20 protein-coding genes and 2 pseudogenes are annotated in these 17,339 nt (G+C 42.6%); 15 read left to right on the forward strand and 7 right to left on the reverse strand.

All coding sequences use genetic code 11. The annotated features are described in order from the left end of the window. From LRL21_RS43960 to LRL21_RS47195, 4 genes and pseudogenes are all read left to right on the forward strand, one after another. On the forward strand, positions 1 to 718 hold a 718-nt coding region (locus LRL21_RS43960; protein ID WP_240422062.1), incomplete at its 5' end, for a GNAT family N-acetyltransferase. A 542-nt stretch (positions 719 to 1,260) separates the two neighbouring features. Then, a complete protein-coding gene (locus tag LRL21_RS43965; protein ID WP_240422063.1) occupies positions 1,261 to 1,521 on the forward strand; it encodes a hypothetical protein in 261 nt (86 codons plus the stop codon). Between the two features lie 544 nt (positions 1,522 to 2,065). Further along, entirely contained in the window at positions 2,066 to 3,415 is a 1,350-nt protein-coding gene (locus tag LRL21_RS43970; RefSeq protein ID WP_240422064.1) for an ADP-ribosyltransferase, read from the forward strand. An 81-nt stretch (positions 3,416 to 3,496) separates the two neighbouring features. Further along, a pseudogene (locus LRL21_RS47195) lies at positions 3,497 to 3,832 on the forward strand (voltage-gated chloride channel protein); the annotation flags it as partial. 438 nt (positions 3,833 to 4,270) lie between these two features. Here LRL21_RS47195 and LRL21_RS43980 read toward each other — a convergent pair. Beyond that, complete coding sequence (locus LRL21_RS43980) at positions 4,271 to 4,414, reverse strand: hypothetical protein (protein WP_240422065.1); 144 nt, start codon at positions 4,412 to 4,414, stop codon at positions 4,271 to 4,273. Positions 4,415 to 4,515: 101 nt separating this feature from the next. Between LRL21_RS43980 and LRL21_RS43985 the strand changes: the two genes are divergently transcribed. After that, positions 4,516 to 4,677, forward strand: coding sequence for a hypothetical protein (locus LRL21_RS43985; protein ID WP_240422066.1), 162 nt, complete (start codon positions 4,516 to 4,518; stop codon positions 4,675 to 4,677). Beyond that, positions 4,674 to 4,820: a hypothetical protein gene (locus tag LRL21_RS43990; protein WP_240422067.1), complete on the forward strand. Its 147-nt coding sequence runs from the start codon at positions 4,674 to 4,676 to the stop codon at positions 4,818 to 4,820. Before LRL21_RS43985 ends, LRL21_RS43990 begins: the two co-directional genes overlap by 4 nt. A 335-nt stretch (positions 4,821 to 5,155) precedes the next feature. Here the strand turns inward: LRL21_RS43990 and LRL21_RS43995 are convergent, their stop codons facing one another. Beyond that, the gene (locus LRL21_RS43995; protein ID WP_240422068.1) at positions 5,156 to 5,488 is read right to left on the reverse strand and encodes a winged helix-turn-helix transcriptional regulator; all 333 of its coding nucleotides are present in this window, start codon (positions 5,486 to 5,488) and stop codon (positions 5,156 to 5,158) included. Between the two features lie 311 nt (positions 5,489 to 5,799). On the opposite strand from LRL21_RS43995, the gene LRL21_RS46610 reads away from it, so the two are divergent. The 8 genes and pseudogenes from LRL21_RS46610 (at position 5,800) to LRL21_RS44035 (ending at position 11,420) form a co-directional block, all read left to right on the forward strand. Beyond that, positions 5,800 to 5,895 carry an NADPH-dependent FMN reductase gene (locus tag LRL21_RS46610; protein WP_338044786.1) on the forward strand — a complete coding sequence of 32 codons (96 nt, stop codon included), beginning with the start codon at positions 5,800 to 5,802 and terminating at the stop codon, positions 5,893 to 5,895. 179 nt (positions 5,896 to 6,074) lie between these two features. After that, positions 6,075 to 7,025 (forward strand): DsbA family oxidoreductase, encoded by a 951-nt coding sequence (locus LRL21_RS44005; RefSeq protein ID WP_240422079.1) that lies wholly within the window; start codon positions 6,075 to 6,077, stop codon positions 7,023 to 7,025. 88 nt (positions 7,026 to 7,113) lie between these two features. Then, positions 7,114 to 7,461, forward strand: a pseudogene (locus LRL21_RS44010) (MarR family winged helix-turn-helix transcriptional regulator); the annotation flags it as partial. A 1,079-nt stretch (positions 7,462 to 8,540) separates the two neighbouring features. Beyond that, positions 8,541 to 8,957, forward strand: coding sequence for a MerR family transcriptional regulator (locus tag LRL21_RS44015; RefSeq protein ID WP_240422069.1), 417 nt, complete (start codon positions 8,541 to 8,543; stop codon positions 8,955 to 8,957). Continuing rightward, on the forward strand, positions 8,954 to 9,484 hold the full coding sequence (locus LRL21_RS44020; protein WP_240422070.1) for a hypothetical protein: 531 nt from the start codon (positions 8,954 to 8,956) through the stop codon (positions 9,482 to 9,484). The genes LRL21_RS44015 and LRL21_RS44020 overlap by 4 nt, the downstream gene beginning before the upstream one ends. Beyond that, positions 9,480 to 10,085: an ATP-dependent Clp endopeptidase proteolytic subunit ClpP gene (gene clpP, locus LRL21_RS44025; RefSeq protein ID WP_338044788.1), complete on the forward strand. Its 606-nt coding sequence runs from the start codon at positions 9,480 to 9,482 to the stop codon at positions 10,083 to 10,085. The genes LRL21_RS44020 and clpP overlap by 5 nt, the downstream gene beginning before the upstream one ends. A 25-nt stretch (positions 10,086 to 10,110) precedes the next feature. Beyond that, complete coding sequence (locus LRL21_RS44030) at positions 10,111 to 10,296, forward strand: hypothetical protein (RefSeq protein ID WP_240422072.1); 186 nt, start codon at positions 10,111 to 10,113, stop codon at positions 10,294 to 10,296. A 629-nt stretch (positions 10,297 to 10,925) separates the two neighbouring features. Then, positions 10,926 to 11,420: a metal-dependent hydrolase gene (locus LRL21_RS44035; protein ID WP_240422073.1), complete on the forward strand. Its 495-nt coding sequence runs from the start codon at positions 10,926 to 10,928 to the stop codon at positions 11,418 to 11,420. A 94-nt stretch (positions 11,421 to 11,514) separates the two neighbouring features. On the opposite strand, the gene LRL21_RS44040 is transcribed toward LRL21_RS44035, so the two are convergent. The 3 genes from LRL21_RS44040 to LRL21_RS44050 form a co-directional block, all read right to left on the reverse strand. Then, on the reverse strand, positions 11,515 to 11,922 hold the full coding sequence (locus tag LRL21_RS44040) for an NUDIX hydrolase (protein ID WP_240422074.1): 408 nt from the start codon (positions 11,920 to 11,922) through the stop codon (positions 11,515 to 11,517). Between the two features lie 219 nt (positions 11,923 to 12,141). After that, complete coding sequence (locus LRL21_RS44045; RefSeq protein ID WP_240422075.1) at positions 12,142 to 12,699, reverse strand: sugar O-acetyltransferase; 558 nt, start codon at positions 12,697 to 12,699, stop codon at positions 12,142 to 12,144. 501 nt (positions 12,700 to 13,200) lie between these two features. After that, positions 13,201 to 13,932, reverse strand: coding sequence for an NADPH-dependent F420 reductase (locus tag LRL21_RS44050; protein ID WP_240422076.1), 732 nt, complete (start codon positions 13,930 to 13,932; stop codon positions 13,201 to 13,203). Positions 13,933 to 14,082: 150 nt separating this feature from the next. On the opposite strand from LRL21_RS44050, the gene LRL21_RS44055 reads away from it, so the two are divergent. Beyond that, on the forward strand, positions 14,083 to 14,442 hold the full coding sequence (locus LRL21_RS44055) for a winged helix-turn-helix transcriptional regulator (protein ID WP_240422077.1): 360 nt from the start codon (positions 14,083 to 14,085) through the stop codon (positions 14,440 to 14,442). 148 nt (positions 14,443 to 14,590) lie between these two features. Here the strand turns inward: LRL21_RS44055 and LRL21_RS44060 are convergent, their stop codons facing one another. Then, positions 14,591 to 15,025: a GNAT family N-acetyltransferase gene (locus tag LRL21_RS44060; protein ID WP_240422080.1), complete on the reverse strand. Its 435-nt coding sequence runs from the start codon at positions 15,023 to 15,025 to the stop codon at positions 14,591 to 14,593. A 373-nt stretch (positions 15,026 to 15,398) separates the two neighbouring features. Beyond that, complete coding sequence (gene ltrA / locus LRL21_RS44065; protein ID WP_240422078.1) at positions 15,399 to 16,691, reverse strand: group II intron reverse transcriptase/maturase; 1,293 nt, start codon at positions 16,689 to 16,691, stop codon at positions 15,399 to 15,401. Between the last annotated feature and the right edge of the window lie 648 nt (positions 16,692 to 17,339).

The raw sequence follows: 17,339 nt of genomic DNA on the forward strand, positions 1-17,339 counted from the left end.
ATTGGCCCATCCTCCCGTGGACGATGAACCCGCAAGGGTGCTGTCCGTATTTGTTGACAAGCCGTACCGGGGGCTCGGCATCGCTACGGCGCTTATGCAGGAGCTGAAGGCATCCTTGAGCAGAATGAACCTTGAGCAAGCGTGCGTAGAATATTACGCGCTGCACAGCTATGAAGCGCTGGAGCGGGTGCTGGCCAAGTCAGGCTGGCAGCCTCCCTCGGTGTACAGCAGTTTCTACCGATGCGACATCGCCACCGGCCGGGACAGTAAGTGGATCAGCCGGTTCAAGCTGCCGTCCCGCTGCACCGTAATTCCTTGGAACGAGCTGAGGAGGGGCGAGCTGTCCCTGATGAACCAGCTTCAGGAAAAGGATTACAACGCCTACTTCATGCCGCTGCGCGCAGAGGGCGTGATCGAGCGCGACTGCAGCCTGGTGCTGAAGCTGGACGGGGAAATCGTCGGCTGGTCGATCGTCGATCGCCAGCTGGCGGAGACGCTGCTGTACCGGTCGTTATATATCCGCGAGGCGTATCGCGATCATGGGCTGGGGCTGAGCCTGGCCGCGCAGTCCGCGCAAAGGGTGCTGAGGACGAATGCCTCGCATCTTGTTATCCAGATTTTGCCCGGCAACGAGCGGATGCAGAAGGTGGCAGACCGACTGCTGGCTCCGATGCAGCCTGTTGTGACGGATTACAAGCGGGCGGTTCTGGACCTATGAGTCAAGGAGGGCCCGAGGGAAACAATCGAGTAAGAGGGGGTGGCTAGCCCCCGTCTTCTCACGCCACCGTACATGCGGGTCCGCATACGGCTGTTCCAAAAGATTAACACAGCTCCAAGTAACGTGAAAGCAGACTTTTCAGCCCTTTCGTCTCCTAGTAGGAGGTCGGAAGGGCATTATTTGTGTTCCGGGACATTTGCTAGGCGGAAATAGCCTATCTATCCCATGAGGTAACGGTTCAGGCGAGAGATTCGTTCTTCCATGGAACTATGATTCGCTTAAGGAAAGTATTCCCACGGACTTTTAAAACAGAACTTATTTTTGATGTCTACTTATCGGGTGGAGTCAGCTTCGCTACTTAGCTCTTATCTAATAAAAAAAAGTATTTGACTAATGTTGCAGATTTGCCGCTGGTTTTTGTTAAGGAAAATCGAGAGACTTTGAAAAATATGATTTAGACTGCCCGGTGATTATGAGATGTAAAGAGAGAAATCCAGATAATAAAGTATTAGATGCTCATGCCGCTAACGCGGTACCATCAGATGATGAAATACAGTTATTTCACGATGACAGGTAAAATTCTGCATCATCAGATTTTACCGTCTGTTCTGAATGTGATGGCAAGCGGATCATGGCAGGATGAAAGGACGTTCACGATGATCTGGCGTTTCGTAGAAACCCCTTTTTGCGATACGGTTGTATGCAGCTTTGAGGGAGAGAAGCTAAGCTTGGTTCGTTCGGTGAATGTCAATAATGGACCTATGGAGCGTCCCGCGATGACCGGAGCGCTCAAGGCAAACTGACAATAGCTTATCTGTGCTTATTCCGATTGGGTTTCATAGTAGCATCACCTTGTAACAAAAAAAACGCATTCTCTTAGGCTATTCTGGCCAAGTGGAGTGCGATTTTTTTCAATACAAAAGATTGCGCCAATTCCTAATAAAACGAGCAGGCTTGGGAGATTGATCCCCCCTTCTGGTTTTTGAGCAGAACATAGCTGAATGGAGAAAACAAACTATGATCCAGCCAAGCAGATGGTGCAGTAAATTTCCAATTTAATCCATATGTTTGCGAGTGGTGACTGCTACGCTGGTACTACCCCATGAAGGACAGCTGCAAGGAAAAGTTATTCGATGCACCTCTTCAAAGTCATCAAGGAAATGTGCTGTCCCTGCAACTTGAAGGGGTGTGTTTTTGCGGTGGATATGCTTATAGTGCATCATGACAATCACTTCATACATAAAATAATAGATAATATATGGCAATTAAAGTATTGTGTAGGGAAGCGAATAATTTGCTTTAAATAGAAAGTATAGGATTATTTAAATTTAGATAAGGAGTTATACAATGAAATCTCTAAGACCTCAATCCTTTAAGACGACACAAGCTTTAACGAATCTTCAAAAAGCATTGCCCAGAGAGGGGACCCAAGAATCACTGCAAAATAATTCATATTCCATAAGGACAATAAGCCCGACTCAGATACTTCAGCTACAGAGAACGATTGGGAATCAGGCCGTAACCCAGCTTTTAAAATCACGTCAGCCCGCTTCAGAATCAGATCGACCGGCTGCTACTGTTCTAAATAAAGGAAACCAGAATGTTGTGCAGCGTGCTTGGGAAGAAGAGGAAGATACGAAAAGGTCAATTTATAAAGACCCAATTGCCAGAGTAACCTGGTACTGGGAAAACGATGAAACAATGTGGTATAAGACCTTGGATGCTCAGTCTCCTTATGCCGCCTATGCCGGGGAAGATAACCGTGGTACCCTAGCTAAATGGTACATGCTCGGCCAGGTACCTTCTGGATTAATAAAGGAATATCTGACCACTATTGCTGCTGTCGTTCCGGAAGAGAGCAGCCTGGATGCTTCGCTGCATGAAAACTATTTGCTTTATGAATACTTGCTTGAAAATACAAACTTAAATCACGCAAGATTAATGGAAAAACCGCCATTTAAGGATTTAAACTGGAAGGGACAGGCTGCATTAAAAAAACATTATAATAAGCAAGTTAATCCTCTTTCGGAAAAAGAAGATGAAGGTCTTGACTTTTACTACTCTTCCGGGTATAAAGTGATGAATCCTTTCTTACGCCAAGTAGGTGCAGTCTACAAGGGAAAGGAATATGACCGTATCCTTAGCGGAAAGTATACGCAGACTGAAGAAAACGAAATGATACCTGTTCTTAAGGATGTGTATGAAAAAGCAAAACTTGAACGTGAAGTTGATGCTAAAGATTTGAAGGAGATTATAGCCAAAATACGTGGCGCCAAAAAAGAACTGGGAGTTCAAAATGAAATTGCTCCAACTGGCAATGAACAAATTAGCGAGGTATATCGGGGTGACACCGCCGACCTCATCAATGTATTAGCCAAGGACCTTAATTTTGATTTGGCTGATGTTTCAAAAGGTATGCTCACGGTCAACAAACCATGGACCCAATATCAATTTGTTTCTACAACTGAAAACAAGACAATAGGGCCGCCTGCCAGTACGGGCCTACTATGGAAAATCAGTTTGGGGCCTAAACATACAGGAAGGCTGGGCGGTTTGTATACGAGTGAGAAAGAGATGCTGTTCCCGCCTGGAACGGAGTTCCGAATTAATAAAATAATGAAGAAAGAAGATCATACCGAAAGTACTCCGACTCTTGACTCAAAAACGTTGTATGTGGTATATGCTACTCAAGGTTGAGTTGCCGAGGTATTTTGTTGCGCTCTTATTTGGTGAAAGGTACGATTGCATGAAAGAGTGATTGAAGATTGAAGGGGCAATATGAACAAATGGCTGGGAAAATGGTCAGGTCGCACTCCTTCTGAAGCTTTGTCTGTCGGACTGATCCTGTATATTCTCCAGTGGCTGCTGCTCGCAGGAGCTGTAGGCGTGTTGACAGGGTCAGCTTCGGCACTTTTTCTGATCAGCTTGGATGCGGCGACAAGCATGCGAAATGAACATCCATGGCCATTGTATTTGCTGCCCTTGGCGGTGCTATTTTCAGCTGGATGGATTCCGCTGCTGCGCATGGCTCCTTTCGTGCTGGTCGGCACGGTGCTGATGCACTTATTCGGCGGCTCGGCAGGCCGGGAGGGAACGGCCGTACAAATGGGAGGTTTACATTCCCGACGGAGAAACATAATGAATAGTGAATTATCTGTAAGAGGACAAGAACATAGTTCCTTAAAAACCCACGCCCAGCGTGGTTTTTTCAATTTAAGGGATCAAGTTCTTGTCCAAACCCAAAGACAAGAACAAGGCCCCATTTCCGATATTGGACAAGAACAAGGCCCTATTTTCGAGAACGAGTACTCTGTATTGGACGCTTATTTAGGTTTGTTGTGGCAAGAAAGATTACCCCAAAGCGTTGCGAGAAAGATTTTAGATGAACCAACTGATGAAAACAAACGACTTCAAATATATGTGGATCCATATCTTTCCAAACTCAAGATTTAAAAAGTAAAGCCCGCCAGTATATACATTAGCGCTTATGAAGCTTATTTATATAATGTTCAGTGACCTCTTAGGGAAACAACCGGCTAGCTCCGAAAATAGTCATAGACCCCTGCCGCGTCCCGGCCGACAAGCTGTATTCGCCCAATCTGCCGCTACGCGAGCCAGCGACAGACGATCGGAAGCCGGTCCAATTCGTGCAGAAAAGCCAGGCATATCCGTTCCTTGGCTATCTAAGATCTGCATTTTTTCATGATGTATTCTTGGCGTTGGACGGGTAGGGTACCCCCTTTTATCATGGATAAGATACATTTTCCAATATTGGGCATAGGATGGAGTATTTAAGTTTGGAAGGAATGATAAAGCGGGTTAAGGAAATGCTGACAAAACCGGAAATCCTTAAGGCTGTCGTGAAGAGCACTAATGAGCGGAAGGCCAAACGGGTTAAGCCGCTGGAGCAGGAACTGCAACACATCATCAGCAAGATCGAGGAGTGTCACTTGAGATGAAAGATGATCATTCCAAGCCGATCTCTTACGAAACGGTTCGGGCGCTCTTGGAGAAGTTCGACATGCTGTTGGAATCCTCCCCTTTCGATCAGCGAAAGATGCTCATGCATCTGGTAATAAAACAGATAACGATTAAAGACTAAAAGACCGTCGATAAAATCGAAATGAATTTCGATGAAAATACGGTACACCATTTTTTAGCCGCTGATCCATCTGCGACCCATGCAGATGGGTCTTTTGCTTTGCGGATGAGGCGAGCGCTTGCAGGACAAAAGATATGGTTCGCCATTTGATAAGGTAGACCATCAGATGACAACGGATTAGGCTTATGAGAAACTGAAATCAAAGTGATACGGAGGAGCGACATATGTCTGCGCTAACGAAAAAAGAAATCGAATCTATTGCAAAAACCATATCCTATGAACTATAGCGAGGAAGCCAAAAAAATCTACAAGTATACGTACGCAAAATCGGTATCCTACTCCGTAACTTTAATATTCTTCTGCCCCCAGACAACAACAGATTCAATTAAAGGTACTAGCTCCTTCCCGGAAGTAGTGAGTGAATATTCAACACGGGGAGGAACTTCATTATATTGTTCCCTATGAATGATCCCGTAATCGCTGAGATCCTTCAGACAGTTGGTTAACGTCGTTCCTGTGATACCATGAAGACGTCTTTTTAATTCATTATATCTGATACTGTCATTTTCGCTCAAAATCGCCAATATCGGTAAATTCCATTTTCCTCCGATCACTGAAAAGGCAAAGGTAGCTGGGCACAATTGATCAAGTTTGAAATCGTATTTCATGATGAGCCTCCTATTAGTATATACTTTGATACTTAGTAAGAAAAATAATCGTACTTGTTGAATTTTATCTAAGTATTATAATCATACCATATACAGCACATTAGCAAATGTCGCTTATAAAAATTTTTTAGGAGGCATGTAAAAACATGGTTAAAATCGGAGCAAGTTTCTGAGTAGGTTAAGACGATTGCTGATCAAAAAACAGACGCTTCATTTGAAGTCGTAGATATTCAAGCTTATAACCTTCCCCTCTATGACGAACCTGTTCCTGCGGCTTTTACGAATGATTATCAAACGCCCGAAGCTTTGGCATGATCAAAAAAATTAACGAGCTGGATGGTTGTATCTTTGTTACTCCAGAATACAATCGTGGCATCACTTCTGCTTTGAAGAATGAGAACATTTAAACCTGGCCCACATTACAAAGCCACAATCGAAACCATGTTAGATCAAGTTGTTTCTTGGTCTGGTGCGCTTAAAACATTGCGATAACATGTAGTCGCTCTTGAAACCGGCGGGTAGTTCAACCCTAACAAGGCTGAACCTACCCAATGGGAAAATATACCTCTGAAAGGTGATGTAAATGATGAACAATCAAAATATGATGTGTGATCTTGAAACGGGTGTCTGTGGTGTTGTCGATGAAGATCCAATTGAACAATTCGATTTGGATCAGCAAATTAAAAAAATAACGTTGTATTACGTGACAGATCCAATCTGTTCTCATTGTTGGGCGCTCGAACCTGTATTAAATCGATTCCTTCAGCAGTATGGCCAGTATTTCAATGTAAATGTTATCATGGGCGGATTATTGGCTAGCTGGCATGGATTCGGGGATTCTGCAAACGGGATTCAAAAACCTTCTGATGTTGAAGAACATTGGAAGGAAGTGGGCAAACATTCACGTATGCCGATTGACGGAACATTGTGGCGTGAAAATCCAGTACACTCTTCTTATCCGCCCTCCAGAGTTTATAAAGTGATTCAAAATAAGCATAAGGGAAAAGAAAATGAATTTTTGCGCAGAGCAAGAGAGGCTGTATTTGCTTTTAATCAGAATATTGGCGAAAAGCAAGTGCTCATTGAAATCGTCAACCAAATCGGACTTAATGGAAGCCAAGTTTTTGAAGAATCGGAACTCGAAGAGGCACAAAATCAGTTAGAACAAGATTTTGATTTAGTATCTCGACTCGGCGTTAGGGGATTTCCAACCATCATCATGGTGGATGAAGAAGGTAAAGGGGCTAAGATTGTTGGAGCACGGACATTAGAAACCTACGTGGACGCTCTTGAACAAATCTTGAATGATCGAATTAAACCTAAGCAGGTTAAGCCACTCACGAAATTGATGAAGGAAAGCCCTCTTTTGTTTTCAAAGGAAATTGAAGTGATGTATGGAGTAGAGTCCAGCGAGGTTGAAAAATTTATTACTGCAGAGCTTAGCGAAGGTTCATATCAAATCAAGCACATATTAGGCGAATTGTACGTTGTAGCTCAAAAGAATGACCTACCTGCCAACGGCAGAGCTCAAGTTTAAAATCTTTATGTGACTATGTGAATTGGGATCTGGTGTACTGGAATACTATTGATAAGTCCAAAGTACAAATTATCAAATTGGGGAATTTATGGAATTGTATAATATAACGGGATTTTTGATTCACCGTACGGATGTTAAGATGACCAATTACTTTACAAAGCAATTAAAGCCCTATGGGATGACGCCAGAGCAATGGAGTATTATCAGTGTTCTAGATGGAGATAGACCAACAACTCAAAAAAAGCTTGCAGAATTAATCGACCGAGATCAGAGCACAGTTGTTCGAATGATCCACTCGCTCGAGAAGAAGGAGATCGTAAAACGGATTGTAAATGATACAGATAAACGATCTCATAACTTATACCTGAGCAATAAAGGAATAATACTCAAATCAGAACTCCTGCCGGCTGTTATCGAAGCACACAAGCACGTGACAAGGTAAGGAATAGCTACTTAAGGAAGTAAAGAGTAGCGTTAAGGTAGTTTGGTATAAAACTAGTGCAAAAACATCCATTTGGCCTTGTTGCGATAAAACTCCGGAGCAGGGCCTTTTTTTTGTCGTTTCGTAAACATTTGTGACTCGTTCATAACATGCAAATACGAACTAAATCGAGTAATTCCGTACTGAATGTTATATAGGTTCGTAATTAGGTGGAACTGGACAATTTTTGTCCAACGACACAAAAGTTCCTACATTACTTTAGCGAAATAGGCTTGATAAATCAGGCTTTTATTTTTTTATGTAGGAACATTTGTGTCGTGGCAAAACGCACAAATGTTCCTACATTGTCGTAAAACGACATAAAAGCTCCTACATTCTGATTGAGTCACTAAAGACATCAAATAAACTCACAGACTACATTGACTATAGACCCTGTAAGTCTTCCTGCGAGAAATGGCGTGCCAGATCGGTAAGGCTATTCCCGGGCATCACCGAGGCAGCTCGGATGCCACGATTGCGATACCGCTTATCGAATTCCGCTGCGAAGAGAGTAGTGGCCGTTGATCGCCAATCTCGCCAGGGCGCGGGGTTCTTTTCAATAATAAATTATTGTCGGACGACAATTTTTTTGTCACCCTTATACAGACGTATGTTCCATTTTATACATATGCACAAACCTTAAGCACAATACTACTAAGGCTTATAAGCCTCGCAAAAGGTCATATAAGCCCTTAGACGATGATCTGGATGCATTTAAGCACATAAAAGAAGATCGCGACATAGATCGAGTCAGACAGCGTTATATGCAGCTACCTAAGCCAGAATTGGTCGATTTGCTAATTCGGATGGAACAGTATATTGCATATCAACATTGGTTGAAAAACGAATTTGAGAAATTTAAGTAAGGGAGTTAAGACAAGTTCATATTACGGTAATTCATCGGCCGTTCTTCTTAATTTGAGCGGTTTTTAATTTGAATGATTTTATCCTGTTGACTGATGAATAAAGATACAGTAAACTGTACACGATACACTTAACTGTAATGTTAAGAAATTTGTGATTGGAGTGGTTTCATGAGCGGCTACACCGCAAAACAGGTCGCGGAGATTCTTCAACAGGATGACCCTAGAATGAATTTGAGAACGGTAAGGTACTACACACAAATAGGAATGGTGCCGGCGCTGGAACTAATCGGTAATAAAAGGGTGTACACAGATAGGCACATTCACTTTTTTCGAGCCATCATTACCTTAACAAGAACCGGTGAAACCCTGTCATCTATTCAAGAGAGATTAATGTCACTCTCGATAGAAGAAATAGAAAAAATTGGTCAGCAGATGTATCTGTATGATCCTAATCGGGTATTGGAAAACGAAACGCTCACCATAACCGAAGATGTCGCAATAACGTTAAGTCCCAGGGTTTCTGCCGAATTAAAACAAAAAGTCATTGATTCTGTTTCCCATCTTTTAAGGGGGGATAAGAATTGATGCTTAATCTGAGGATGGCTAAATCAATCATGGAACAAGAAGAAGGGATGAATCATTTATGGATTCAGCTCTTACCAACGGAATTTTCAGCGATAGAAAAAGCTGAAGTCAGCATTAAACTCCCGAATGGACTTTATCGTGCACCCAATCTAAATGGGTATGAAGAAAGTGAATCAAATGATATCTTCATAAATTTGTCGCACGATAAAGATGTACTCCTAGAACTTTACACTCAAACCGCTGTTGACTTTGATGAAGCTTGTGTCATTGTTACCTTAAGTTTTAAAGTTACCGAGAACCGATGGAAAGAGTTCAGCAAGGATGTCACTGTTCGTTTCGTCACCGAAGAGGAAATGGAGGAAATCGTAGAGCTTGACCAACAGGTGATTGAACGTGTAATAGAGCTGAGAAACCCTGCTGTAGGCGTGCCTAATTCAGATGACTTGGTGATATTACGGCCAAGGACATATGAATTAAGAAACAATGAGTACGCTTATCTTGAACAAAAGTACCGGGTAGATTATTAAACAGGAGGGACCCCAAACTATGAATCTAATTCCTTATGTTATTGAACAATCGGCTAGAGGGGAACGGGCTTACGATATATATTCGCGACTGCTTCAGGATCGGATCATTTTTGTATCCGGTGAAATTACAGACGAAATGGCAAATAGCGTTATCGCGCAGCTTTTATTTTTGGATGCAATCGACTCAGACAAGGATATAAGCATGTATATCAATTCCCCTGGGGGCTCCATAACAGCTGGTATGGGTATATATGATACAATGCAGTTCGTCAAATCTGAAGTATCGACCTTGTGCATTGGATTAGCTGCTTCGATGGGAGCCTTCTTATTGGCAAATGGAGCCAAAGGAAAACGGCTTGCCCTGCCTAACAGTGAAATAATGATTCACCAACCTCTCGGTGGAGCACGCGGTCAAGCAAGCGATATAGAAATCAGTGCCAAACGTATACTACGGATGCGCGACCATATTAACCAGATATTAGCACGACAAACAGGTCAACCTATCGAGCGTATAGAAAAAGACACCGATAGAGATAATTTTATGGATGCCAATGAAGCTTTGCACTATGGGCTCATCGATCAAGTCATTAGCAGAGCTTGAGAATAAACGACAGGTGGTGGTAAATATGGAAAACGAACAAACAGAATTTACCGTGGAATATCAAGATAACTATGGTGTGGTGTATTACCGAAATGTAAAAGCCACAGATATAGCTGAAGCCAAAGTGATTATTCGTCAAATGCAGCCCGACGTTGTTATACGAGCTATTACACTTGTTCCAAATGACGAATATGCTGACAGCGAAGATTAATGTCGTAATCCCCGCCAAACTATGGCGGTTTTTTTCTTTTGTGATGGCAGGGCAACTGACTTATTTTTTTATCATCATAAAATCGAACCATATAGTATATGACACAATTATCCGAAGAAGTCTATATTGTCACATCGATAATATCATTATGACATTTTCACAAAATCCATATTTTGTACATATGTCTTTATGGGAACATACGTTCCGTTTTCTTCTGTTGTCGGATGACAAGAACTTTATCCCATAAATGACAAGAACTTTATCTCATTCCCGCCGCGTGTTTGTCGCAGCGCATTTCCGAAATCAAAAAAACACATCGTCTTTTTATTGGGACAATGTGTTTTTTTTGAAATTAAAATTAGAATTTATATAGTCAACCTGCTTACATATTGATCAACGTATTTACAACACGACTGCCGATCCGTGCCGAAAGCCGCGTTCTTGTTGAGCTATAGTTATCTGTTAGATTAATGAACGTGGATTAATATCATGTTAGAGCTTCTTCTTTCTAAGAACATAATACCTCTCCACATTTTATTAGCTTGTTTTTCAAAGCTACGGACCATTTTCCGGATAACGCCCGAATACTATATGGTTGAAATAAGAATATGTCGTACAGGAGCGTTATCATGCTGCAAAAAACTCATAGCGTCGCCGGATTAGTAGCCGCCGAGCTTGTACTCGTTCATCTGGATGTACCGTTTCTATCGTGGGAGGCTGTCGGCGCTCTGCTGCTTGGCTGTTTAGCCGGTACGCTGGCTGACGTCGATAAGCAAGGCTCCACTATGGCAAAGGTTCTCTATCCTATATCCGCTCTATTAAAGATTTTAAAGGTTCGCCACCGGTCAATAACCCATTCCATTCTCTTTATACTGGTATTGATGTTTGTGACGGTTCCTTTGCCTGCATTGTTTTTCTTGACGTTTGTCTTCGCATACGTCTCGCACCCGCTCATTGATCTGCTCAATCACAGAGGCGTCGAACTATTCTGGCCGCTCAAACTGCATATCCGCTTGCTCCCGAAGTTTATGGTGATCGATACAGGCTCCCTTGGGGAAAACGTGGTTCGCTGGCTTCTGCTTGCCATTAGCCTCTGGATTCCGTTTTCGACGATCATTTCTTAAGGTAAAAACTGCCAGTTAGCACAACGCGGCTGCCGATCCATGCCGGCAGCCGCGTCTCAGGTTGTTTATTATGCTATAGTTATCCGTTAGGAGTTCAATCTTTTTGCTCGATATAGTTCAATAAAAATTCTTTATCCTCAGGAAAGGATAGCTGAAGTTCTTTTACTTGCTCCACTGTTTTCCAAGCAATTTCATATATGAGTCCATCAGGATCGTGGATGGTCGGCTGTCCATCAATAATCTCCACCTTAAAATACGTTACTTCGTACTCCACGGGACCATGCGACCCTTGCTTTTCTTTGATTTTACGAATGACTTTGCTTTGGTAACCTGTCTCTTCAAAGACTTCCCTGATACAACAATTCTCTAAAGTTTCCTCGTTTTCTTTACCTCCAGAAGGCACCGACCATCGTTTTTCCTCCTCTGGCTTACCTTGTAAGACCATAAGTATTTGTCTTTCAGAATTCACACATAAGCCTGCTGACCCAATCCATTTGTTCAATATTCAATCCTCCCAAATTCATCTATTTTGTTCAGCTTTCTGTGCTCTTTTTACCTACCCTATCCGTTCAATCAAATCCTTGAATTTTCCTGCTCTCATGAACAGATAAGTCATAGATATCAGCCATGTTAATCTGCCAGTTAGTTCAACGCGGCAGCCGCGTCTTAGTCGTTCATTAAGCTATCGTATCCGTTAGTTCAAAGCCACGTTTGAAGAGAATTAACTTTCTTCCTCTGTAATATGCCTCAACAATTTGGCTGGATTCCCTGCGACAATCGTATTTGCAGGTACATCTTTTGTTACTACCGAGCCAGCCGCAACAATAGAATTGTCACCAATTGTTACTCCTGGCAAAATGGCGCAGTGCCCCCCAATCCAGACATTGTTCCCAATCGTAATCGGTATGCCGTACCCGCTTTTATTACGCTCCTTCGGTTCAATGGAATGACCTGCTGTATAGATTCCGACGTTCGGTGCAATCATGCAATCGTCGCCGATGCGAACTTCTGCCATATCCAATATGGTGCAGTTATAGCCAACATAGAAGTTGCGCCCAACATGAATGTTATAACCTAAGTCACAATGAAAATTATGCTCGATGCTTATTCCTTCACCAGAGGTTCCAAACAACTCTCGAATCAATCTTTCTTTCTCTTGCCCATCCTCAGGATCGCAGTCATTGAAAGCTTTAACAATCTTTTGTGCACGCAAGCTCTTCTCCCGTAGTTCATTCGTTCCACGTTCGTAGTAGAACTTTTCTTTCTTACGTTCGCTCATAACCATCCCCCTCATTCCAACGTTTTACTAAAAGTATATACGATATAGCATTCACACTGAAACATTACTGCCCGTTTAGCTTAACGCCCGGCAGGACATCTGTACAAAAACTCTTATTTTGTGAGGAAGTCCGTCTTCGACCTAAATGCCGTTTAACAAACAGAATGGCCCTAATTTTCCATTTCCAAAAAAAAATGGATTGTAGGGCCTTTTTTATGCTTCTGAACAGGTTTTTCTTGTAGACATGTACACAAAAGTGGGTGTTTGATACAGATGTCCTGCGTTAACAGGCAGTTTTCTTCAACTTATGATGTAAAATACAGGTAAAGATTTTGCATTAGGAACTGTAGATTTATTGTTTTTTTATAGGACAAATGGAGGGAAAGGTATGATGAATACATTGCGTTATCCGATTGGCTCGTTCACAGCGGTGCTGGGACCTACCGAAGAGCAACGTAAAGCCGTTAGTTCAATGGCAATGCCTCAATAAGGGCATCCAACTTAAGAATTGTATATTTCTCTATTTGCTTTAATAACATCTTGAATTGAAACCTCACCTTGAGAAGTTGACAGCTTTTCCATCACCTTATCACGCAGAAATGGAGCTTTTTCTTTATTTGCTTTATTTAAGGCCATGGTTAGTTCCTCTTTTGTAAGTTCTGTACAGTACGCAGGGGTTCCTGGCTGTTGTCTCCACGAATCGCTTAAAGAACCACTATCTACGGAGTCGAAGCCTAGATTGTTTGCTACATCCATGATTATTTGTTTATGGGATAGGTCATCACCAGCAATCGCTATGGCAATGCGTCCATTAGTCCCTTCGGGAGTTCCATGATGTTCTAACGTATAGGCTAGAAAATTGTTGAAAGCTTTAATGATAGGTCTACCTAAATGATTGGATACCCAAACACTTTCCACCATTCCGTTCTCAATTTCCTCAATTTTACCACTCAATTGAGGATAATAATTTGAAGTGTCGACAACAACAACTTCCTCCCCAACTTTATCTACAATGTTACGAATGCTTGGCAGTGCGTGGAAAGGGATAGATGTTATAAGAACATCAATATTTTTAATTACATCTTCTACGATCACAGGTGTTCCTGTAAGTTTTTTTCCTTCCAAGCGTTCAATTCCACGAGCATCTGCAATCTTGACATCATGTCCATTCTCAACCAATTTTTTCGCAATATTAGACCCAATTGGTCCTGCACCAATAATTCCAAATCTCATTTTCATTCCTCCTATTTCCATTAAGAATGACCCGATTGAGTAATTCGTATACATGCACTAATATATATACATTGCTCTTATTTTTGAAGAGGGCAATTAAAATTGACATAGTACATTTTTTTGTACCTAACTGCAGAATGAGGTGGAAAGGTGTCTAGAATAAGCAAAGATGGATTTAATGAAGAATGCAAGAAGGATCACAGAGAAGTATATGGCATTGCCTATACCCAAAACATGCTTTCAGGACGTTGGAAGTATCTGATTCTATGGTTTTTAAAGTTTAAACCGCATCGATACAATGAAATCAAGACTCTTTTATGGGGAATTTCACAAGGGTCTCTAACTAAGCAACTTCGAGAATTAGAAGCGGATGGCTTAATTAATCGTAAAGTTTATCCCGAGGTACCTCCGCGTGTTGAGTATTCGTTAACATCAAAAGGGGAGCAATTGATTCCAATTATTGATCTAATGGAGGAATTCGGAAAGAAGTTTGGAGACAAAATAGATTAATCATTTTGGGTATTTTTAAATTAAACTGCCCAATAGCTTAATGAGGCCGCCAGATTAACTCCGCGGCGGCCCCATTATGTTTGTGATGAACTATCGCATCCCTTTAGTTGAATCGAGTAATTGAATCACACAGTTTGATATTATAATGTCATAATTTCTTTACGAAACGATAACCAGTAATTTCATATCCTAAGTCTAAGTAAAACTGATGGGCTTCATCTTTTCGACCAAAACCACTAATAAGATATGTTCCTATGCATCCTAAATCTGTGGCGAGTTGTTCTGCAAAAGACATTAGACGCTTTCCAATCCCTTGTCGCTTTGTCGAGGATTTAACTACAACGATGCAAATCTCACCATATCGGCTTACCTCACGTATGTTCTCTCGAATTCGAAATACAAGTGTCGCTTTAATATCCCCTTCTTCTTCGTATACAAAAATTGTATCTGTGGAACTTTTCTCCGCCATCTGGAACCTGTTCTTCATTTCATCTTGTGAAATAGGTATGCCGCTCAATTCCTCCATTAGTAAAGAAAGAACAGGAATATCATTTTCATTAGCTTTTCGAATGAAGTAGGACATAAATTTCCCCTCACTTAAACGTTTCACTTAATGAAACTAAATGCTATACAATGGAACAAATCCATTATATTATATATTGTGTATATTTACCATTAATAACCAAGAAATATTTACTGTGTTTTTACTCCCCGTTACTTTAATGGCCATGTGAATAATTCATTAAAAATCCAAGCTTTAATATCACCACGATTATGCGCATATGCTTGTGTCGCAAAACGATTATGCACCTATGTTTGTGTCGTGACCTCGCGTCACAAACATAGGTGCTTCTAGAGTAAAGGGCTGAATTTCATTTCAGCCCCTCCTCATCAAACCGTACGTGAGGTTTTCCCTCATACGGCTTTCCGATGTTCTTCTTTCATGTGCGTGCGAGTTATATAAGCGTCTTTAAACCATGCATTTGGCTAAGAATCTTTACTTCATGTCCTGAACCGCGCCAGTTACTTCGCTGGCGCTTCTTTGCGTACCATTTAGTTAGCCGTTGGCGGATGTACCAATCTAGTTTGGTCATCCATTTGGTACTATACGGTGTCGCATAGTAGTTCTTCCAGCCTTGTATTCTCAGGTTGAGCCAGTCCACGTGTTCTTGAAACGAAACGTGCCGCATCTTTGGCGGAGCAAGTCGGTCTTTCACTACCTCCCTCACATGCTTCTCTGCTTTTATGCAGAGCCATTGTTGGGTCGTGTAATAGATGCGCTTCTGTCCTGTTTCCGCTTTCGTCTTCCGGTGGTGCATGCCGAGGAAGTCAAATCCTTCTTCTCCCGTCCATAGTCCCACAATTCGCGTTTTCTCCGGATGCAAGGTTAGTTCCAATCGCTCCATAATCGTTTGTATAAGCTTAAACGCATGTTGCGCATCTTTCCTTGTTTTGCATACCACGACAAAGTCGTCTGCATACCGCGTCAGTTCTCCGACTTCTTTGCCATACTTCTCCCACAACAAATCGAAGTAATTCAGGTAGATGTTCGCAAGTAGCGGCGAGATCACTCCACCTTGCGGCGTGCCGAGGTCAGAGCGCCTGACTTGCCCTTCCTCCATCACGCCTGCTCCGAGCCATTGCCGGATCAGCTTGAGGATGCGTCTGTCACTGATTCGTATTTCCACCAGCTTCATCAGCTTCTCTTGGTTAATATTGTCGAAGTACCCTTGGATGTCTACGTCGACCACCCAATTGCCTTTGCGATTGCATGCTTTGCGGATTCGCTCGAGCGCTTGTTTCGCGCCGCGCTTTGGTCGAAAGCCATACGAACATTCCTGAAAATCGGCTTCAAAGATTGGTTCTACAATCAGTTTCGTCGCCATTTGTACCACGCGGTCTCTCACCGTCGGGATGCCCAATGGACGTTTTCGTCCATCTTTCTTCGGAATGTATTGCCGACGAACGGGCTGGGGACGGTAGCTTTTCTTTAACAGTAGCTCTTGGCATTGTGCGACAAATTGGTCATCACCTATTTTCGCAATAGCTACCATCGTTTCACCATCTACGCCTGCCGCTCCCTTATTTGCCCTAACTCTCCGCCATGCTTCCTGAAGAACATCCTTTCGATGTACCTTGTCATATAACGCATGGAATCTTCTACGCTTACTTGTCTTGGCAGCATGACCTAGCTTCTCTTGGAGTTGTTGAACTTTTTCCTTAGGTGTCGTTAGCCATTTGGCATTCACTCACTCGTACCTCCTTGAAAAGTTTGAACAAAGCAGGGCGCCTTCCCTCCCGCAGGTTGTGTTGTCCTGCGTTCCTTGGTACTATGTGCCCCTCGGACTCCCTTCCTGCAGATGGCTCACTTCGCCTTTGGCTTATAGATCATCTCGTTACGAAAAAAAAACTTTCCGTGCAGGGGAGGGTCTCCCCAGTTCACTGCATCTTCATTCATACCATGCCGATCCCCATACGCCGGAGGATTCTTCGCTGTCGCTCCAAGTTCTAGACAGTTTCCTTGGTCTTCGTCCAATTTTACGGGACTCGACTTCCTCTTCTTCCTCTTGCAAGGCCTTTTTAACGACGCGGCAGGATTCACTTTATGTTACGGCCTGGCATGTCGCTCGCCCTGTCTCTGACAGGTACTTTCGTCGATACGCTCTTACGCACAGATTTCGCCATACGCAAGTATCCTAGCTACGCGGGGTCTTGGCTCTTCCCACGACCGGACTTTCACCGGCTAGAAGATGCGTGCCTCTGGGCACGCTGAAATAAAAAATCCCCGATTGACGGGGATCTAAAAGCACTCATGTTTGTGTCGTCGGACAATTGTTAATCCAGCCATTCTTTCATTGCTCCACCGTAAACCGAATCCAAACATGTTTTGGTACCAC

The organism is Paenibacillus periandrae (assembly GCF_022458865.1).
Classification (GTDB): domain Bacteria; phylum Bacillota; class Bacilli; order Paenibacillales; family NBRC-103111; genus Paenibacillus_S; species Paenibacillus_S periandrae.

Bases quoted from the DNA above. Each gene is read 5' to 3' on its own strand.
- LRL21_RS44015 (WP_240422069.1), top strand. From the start codon at position 8,541: ATGAGCGGCTACACCGCAAAACAGGTCGCGGAGATTCTTCAACAGGAT.
- LRL21_RS43980 (WP_240422065.1), bottom strand. From the start codon at position 4,414: ATGCAGATCTTAGATAGCCAAGGAACGGATATGCCTGGCTTTTCTGCA.
- LRL21_RS43995 (WP_240422068.1), bottom strand. From the start codon at position 5,488: ATGAAATACGATTTCAAACTTGATCAATTGTGCCCAGCTACCTTTGCC.
- LRL21_RS44035 (WP_240422073.1), top strand. From the start codon at position 10,926: ATGCTGCAAAAAACTCATAGCGTCGCCGGATTAGTAGCCGCCGAGCTT.
- LRL21_RS44030 (WP_240422072.1), top strand. From the start codon at position 10,111: ATGGAAAACGAACAAACAGAATTTACCGTGGAATATCAAGATAACTAT.
- LRL21_RS44060 (WP_240422080.1), bottom strand. From the start codon at position 15,025: ATGTCCTACTTCATTCGAAAAGCTAATGAAAATGATATTCCTGTTCTT.
- LRL21_RS46610 (WP_338044786.1), top strand. From the start codon at position 5,800: ATGATCAAAAAAATTAACGAGCTGGATGGTTGTATCTTTGTTACTCCA.
- LRL21_RS43965 (WP_240422063.1), top strand. From the start codon at position 1,261: ATGATGAAATACAGTTATTTCACGATGACAGGTAAAATTCTGCATCAT.
- LRL21_RS44045 (WP_240422075.1), bottom strand. From the start codon at position 12,699: ATGAGCGAACGTAAGAAAGAAAAGTTCTACTACGAACGTGGAACGAAT.
- LRL21_RS43970 (WP_240422064.1), top strand. From the start codon at position 2,066: ATGAAATCTCTAAGACCTCAATCCTTTAAGACGACACAAGCTTTAACG.
- LRL21_RS44050 (WP_240422076.1), bottom strand. From the start codon at position 13,932: ATGAGATTTGGAATTATTGGTGCAGGACCAATTGGGTCTAATATTGCG.
- LRL21_RS44005 (WP_240422079.1), top strand. From the start codon at position 6,075: ATGAACAATCAAAATATGATGTGTGATCTTGAAACGGGTGTCTGTGGT.
- LRL21_RS43990 (WP_240422067.1), top strand. From the start codon at position 4,674: ATGAAAGATGATCATTCCAAGCCGATCTCTTACGAAACGGTTCGGGCG.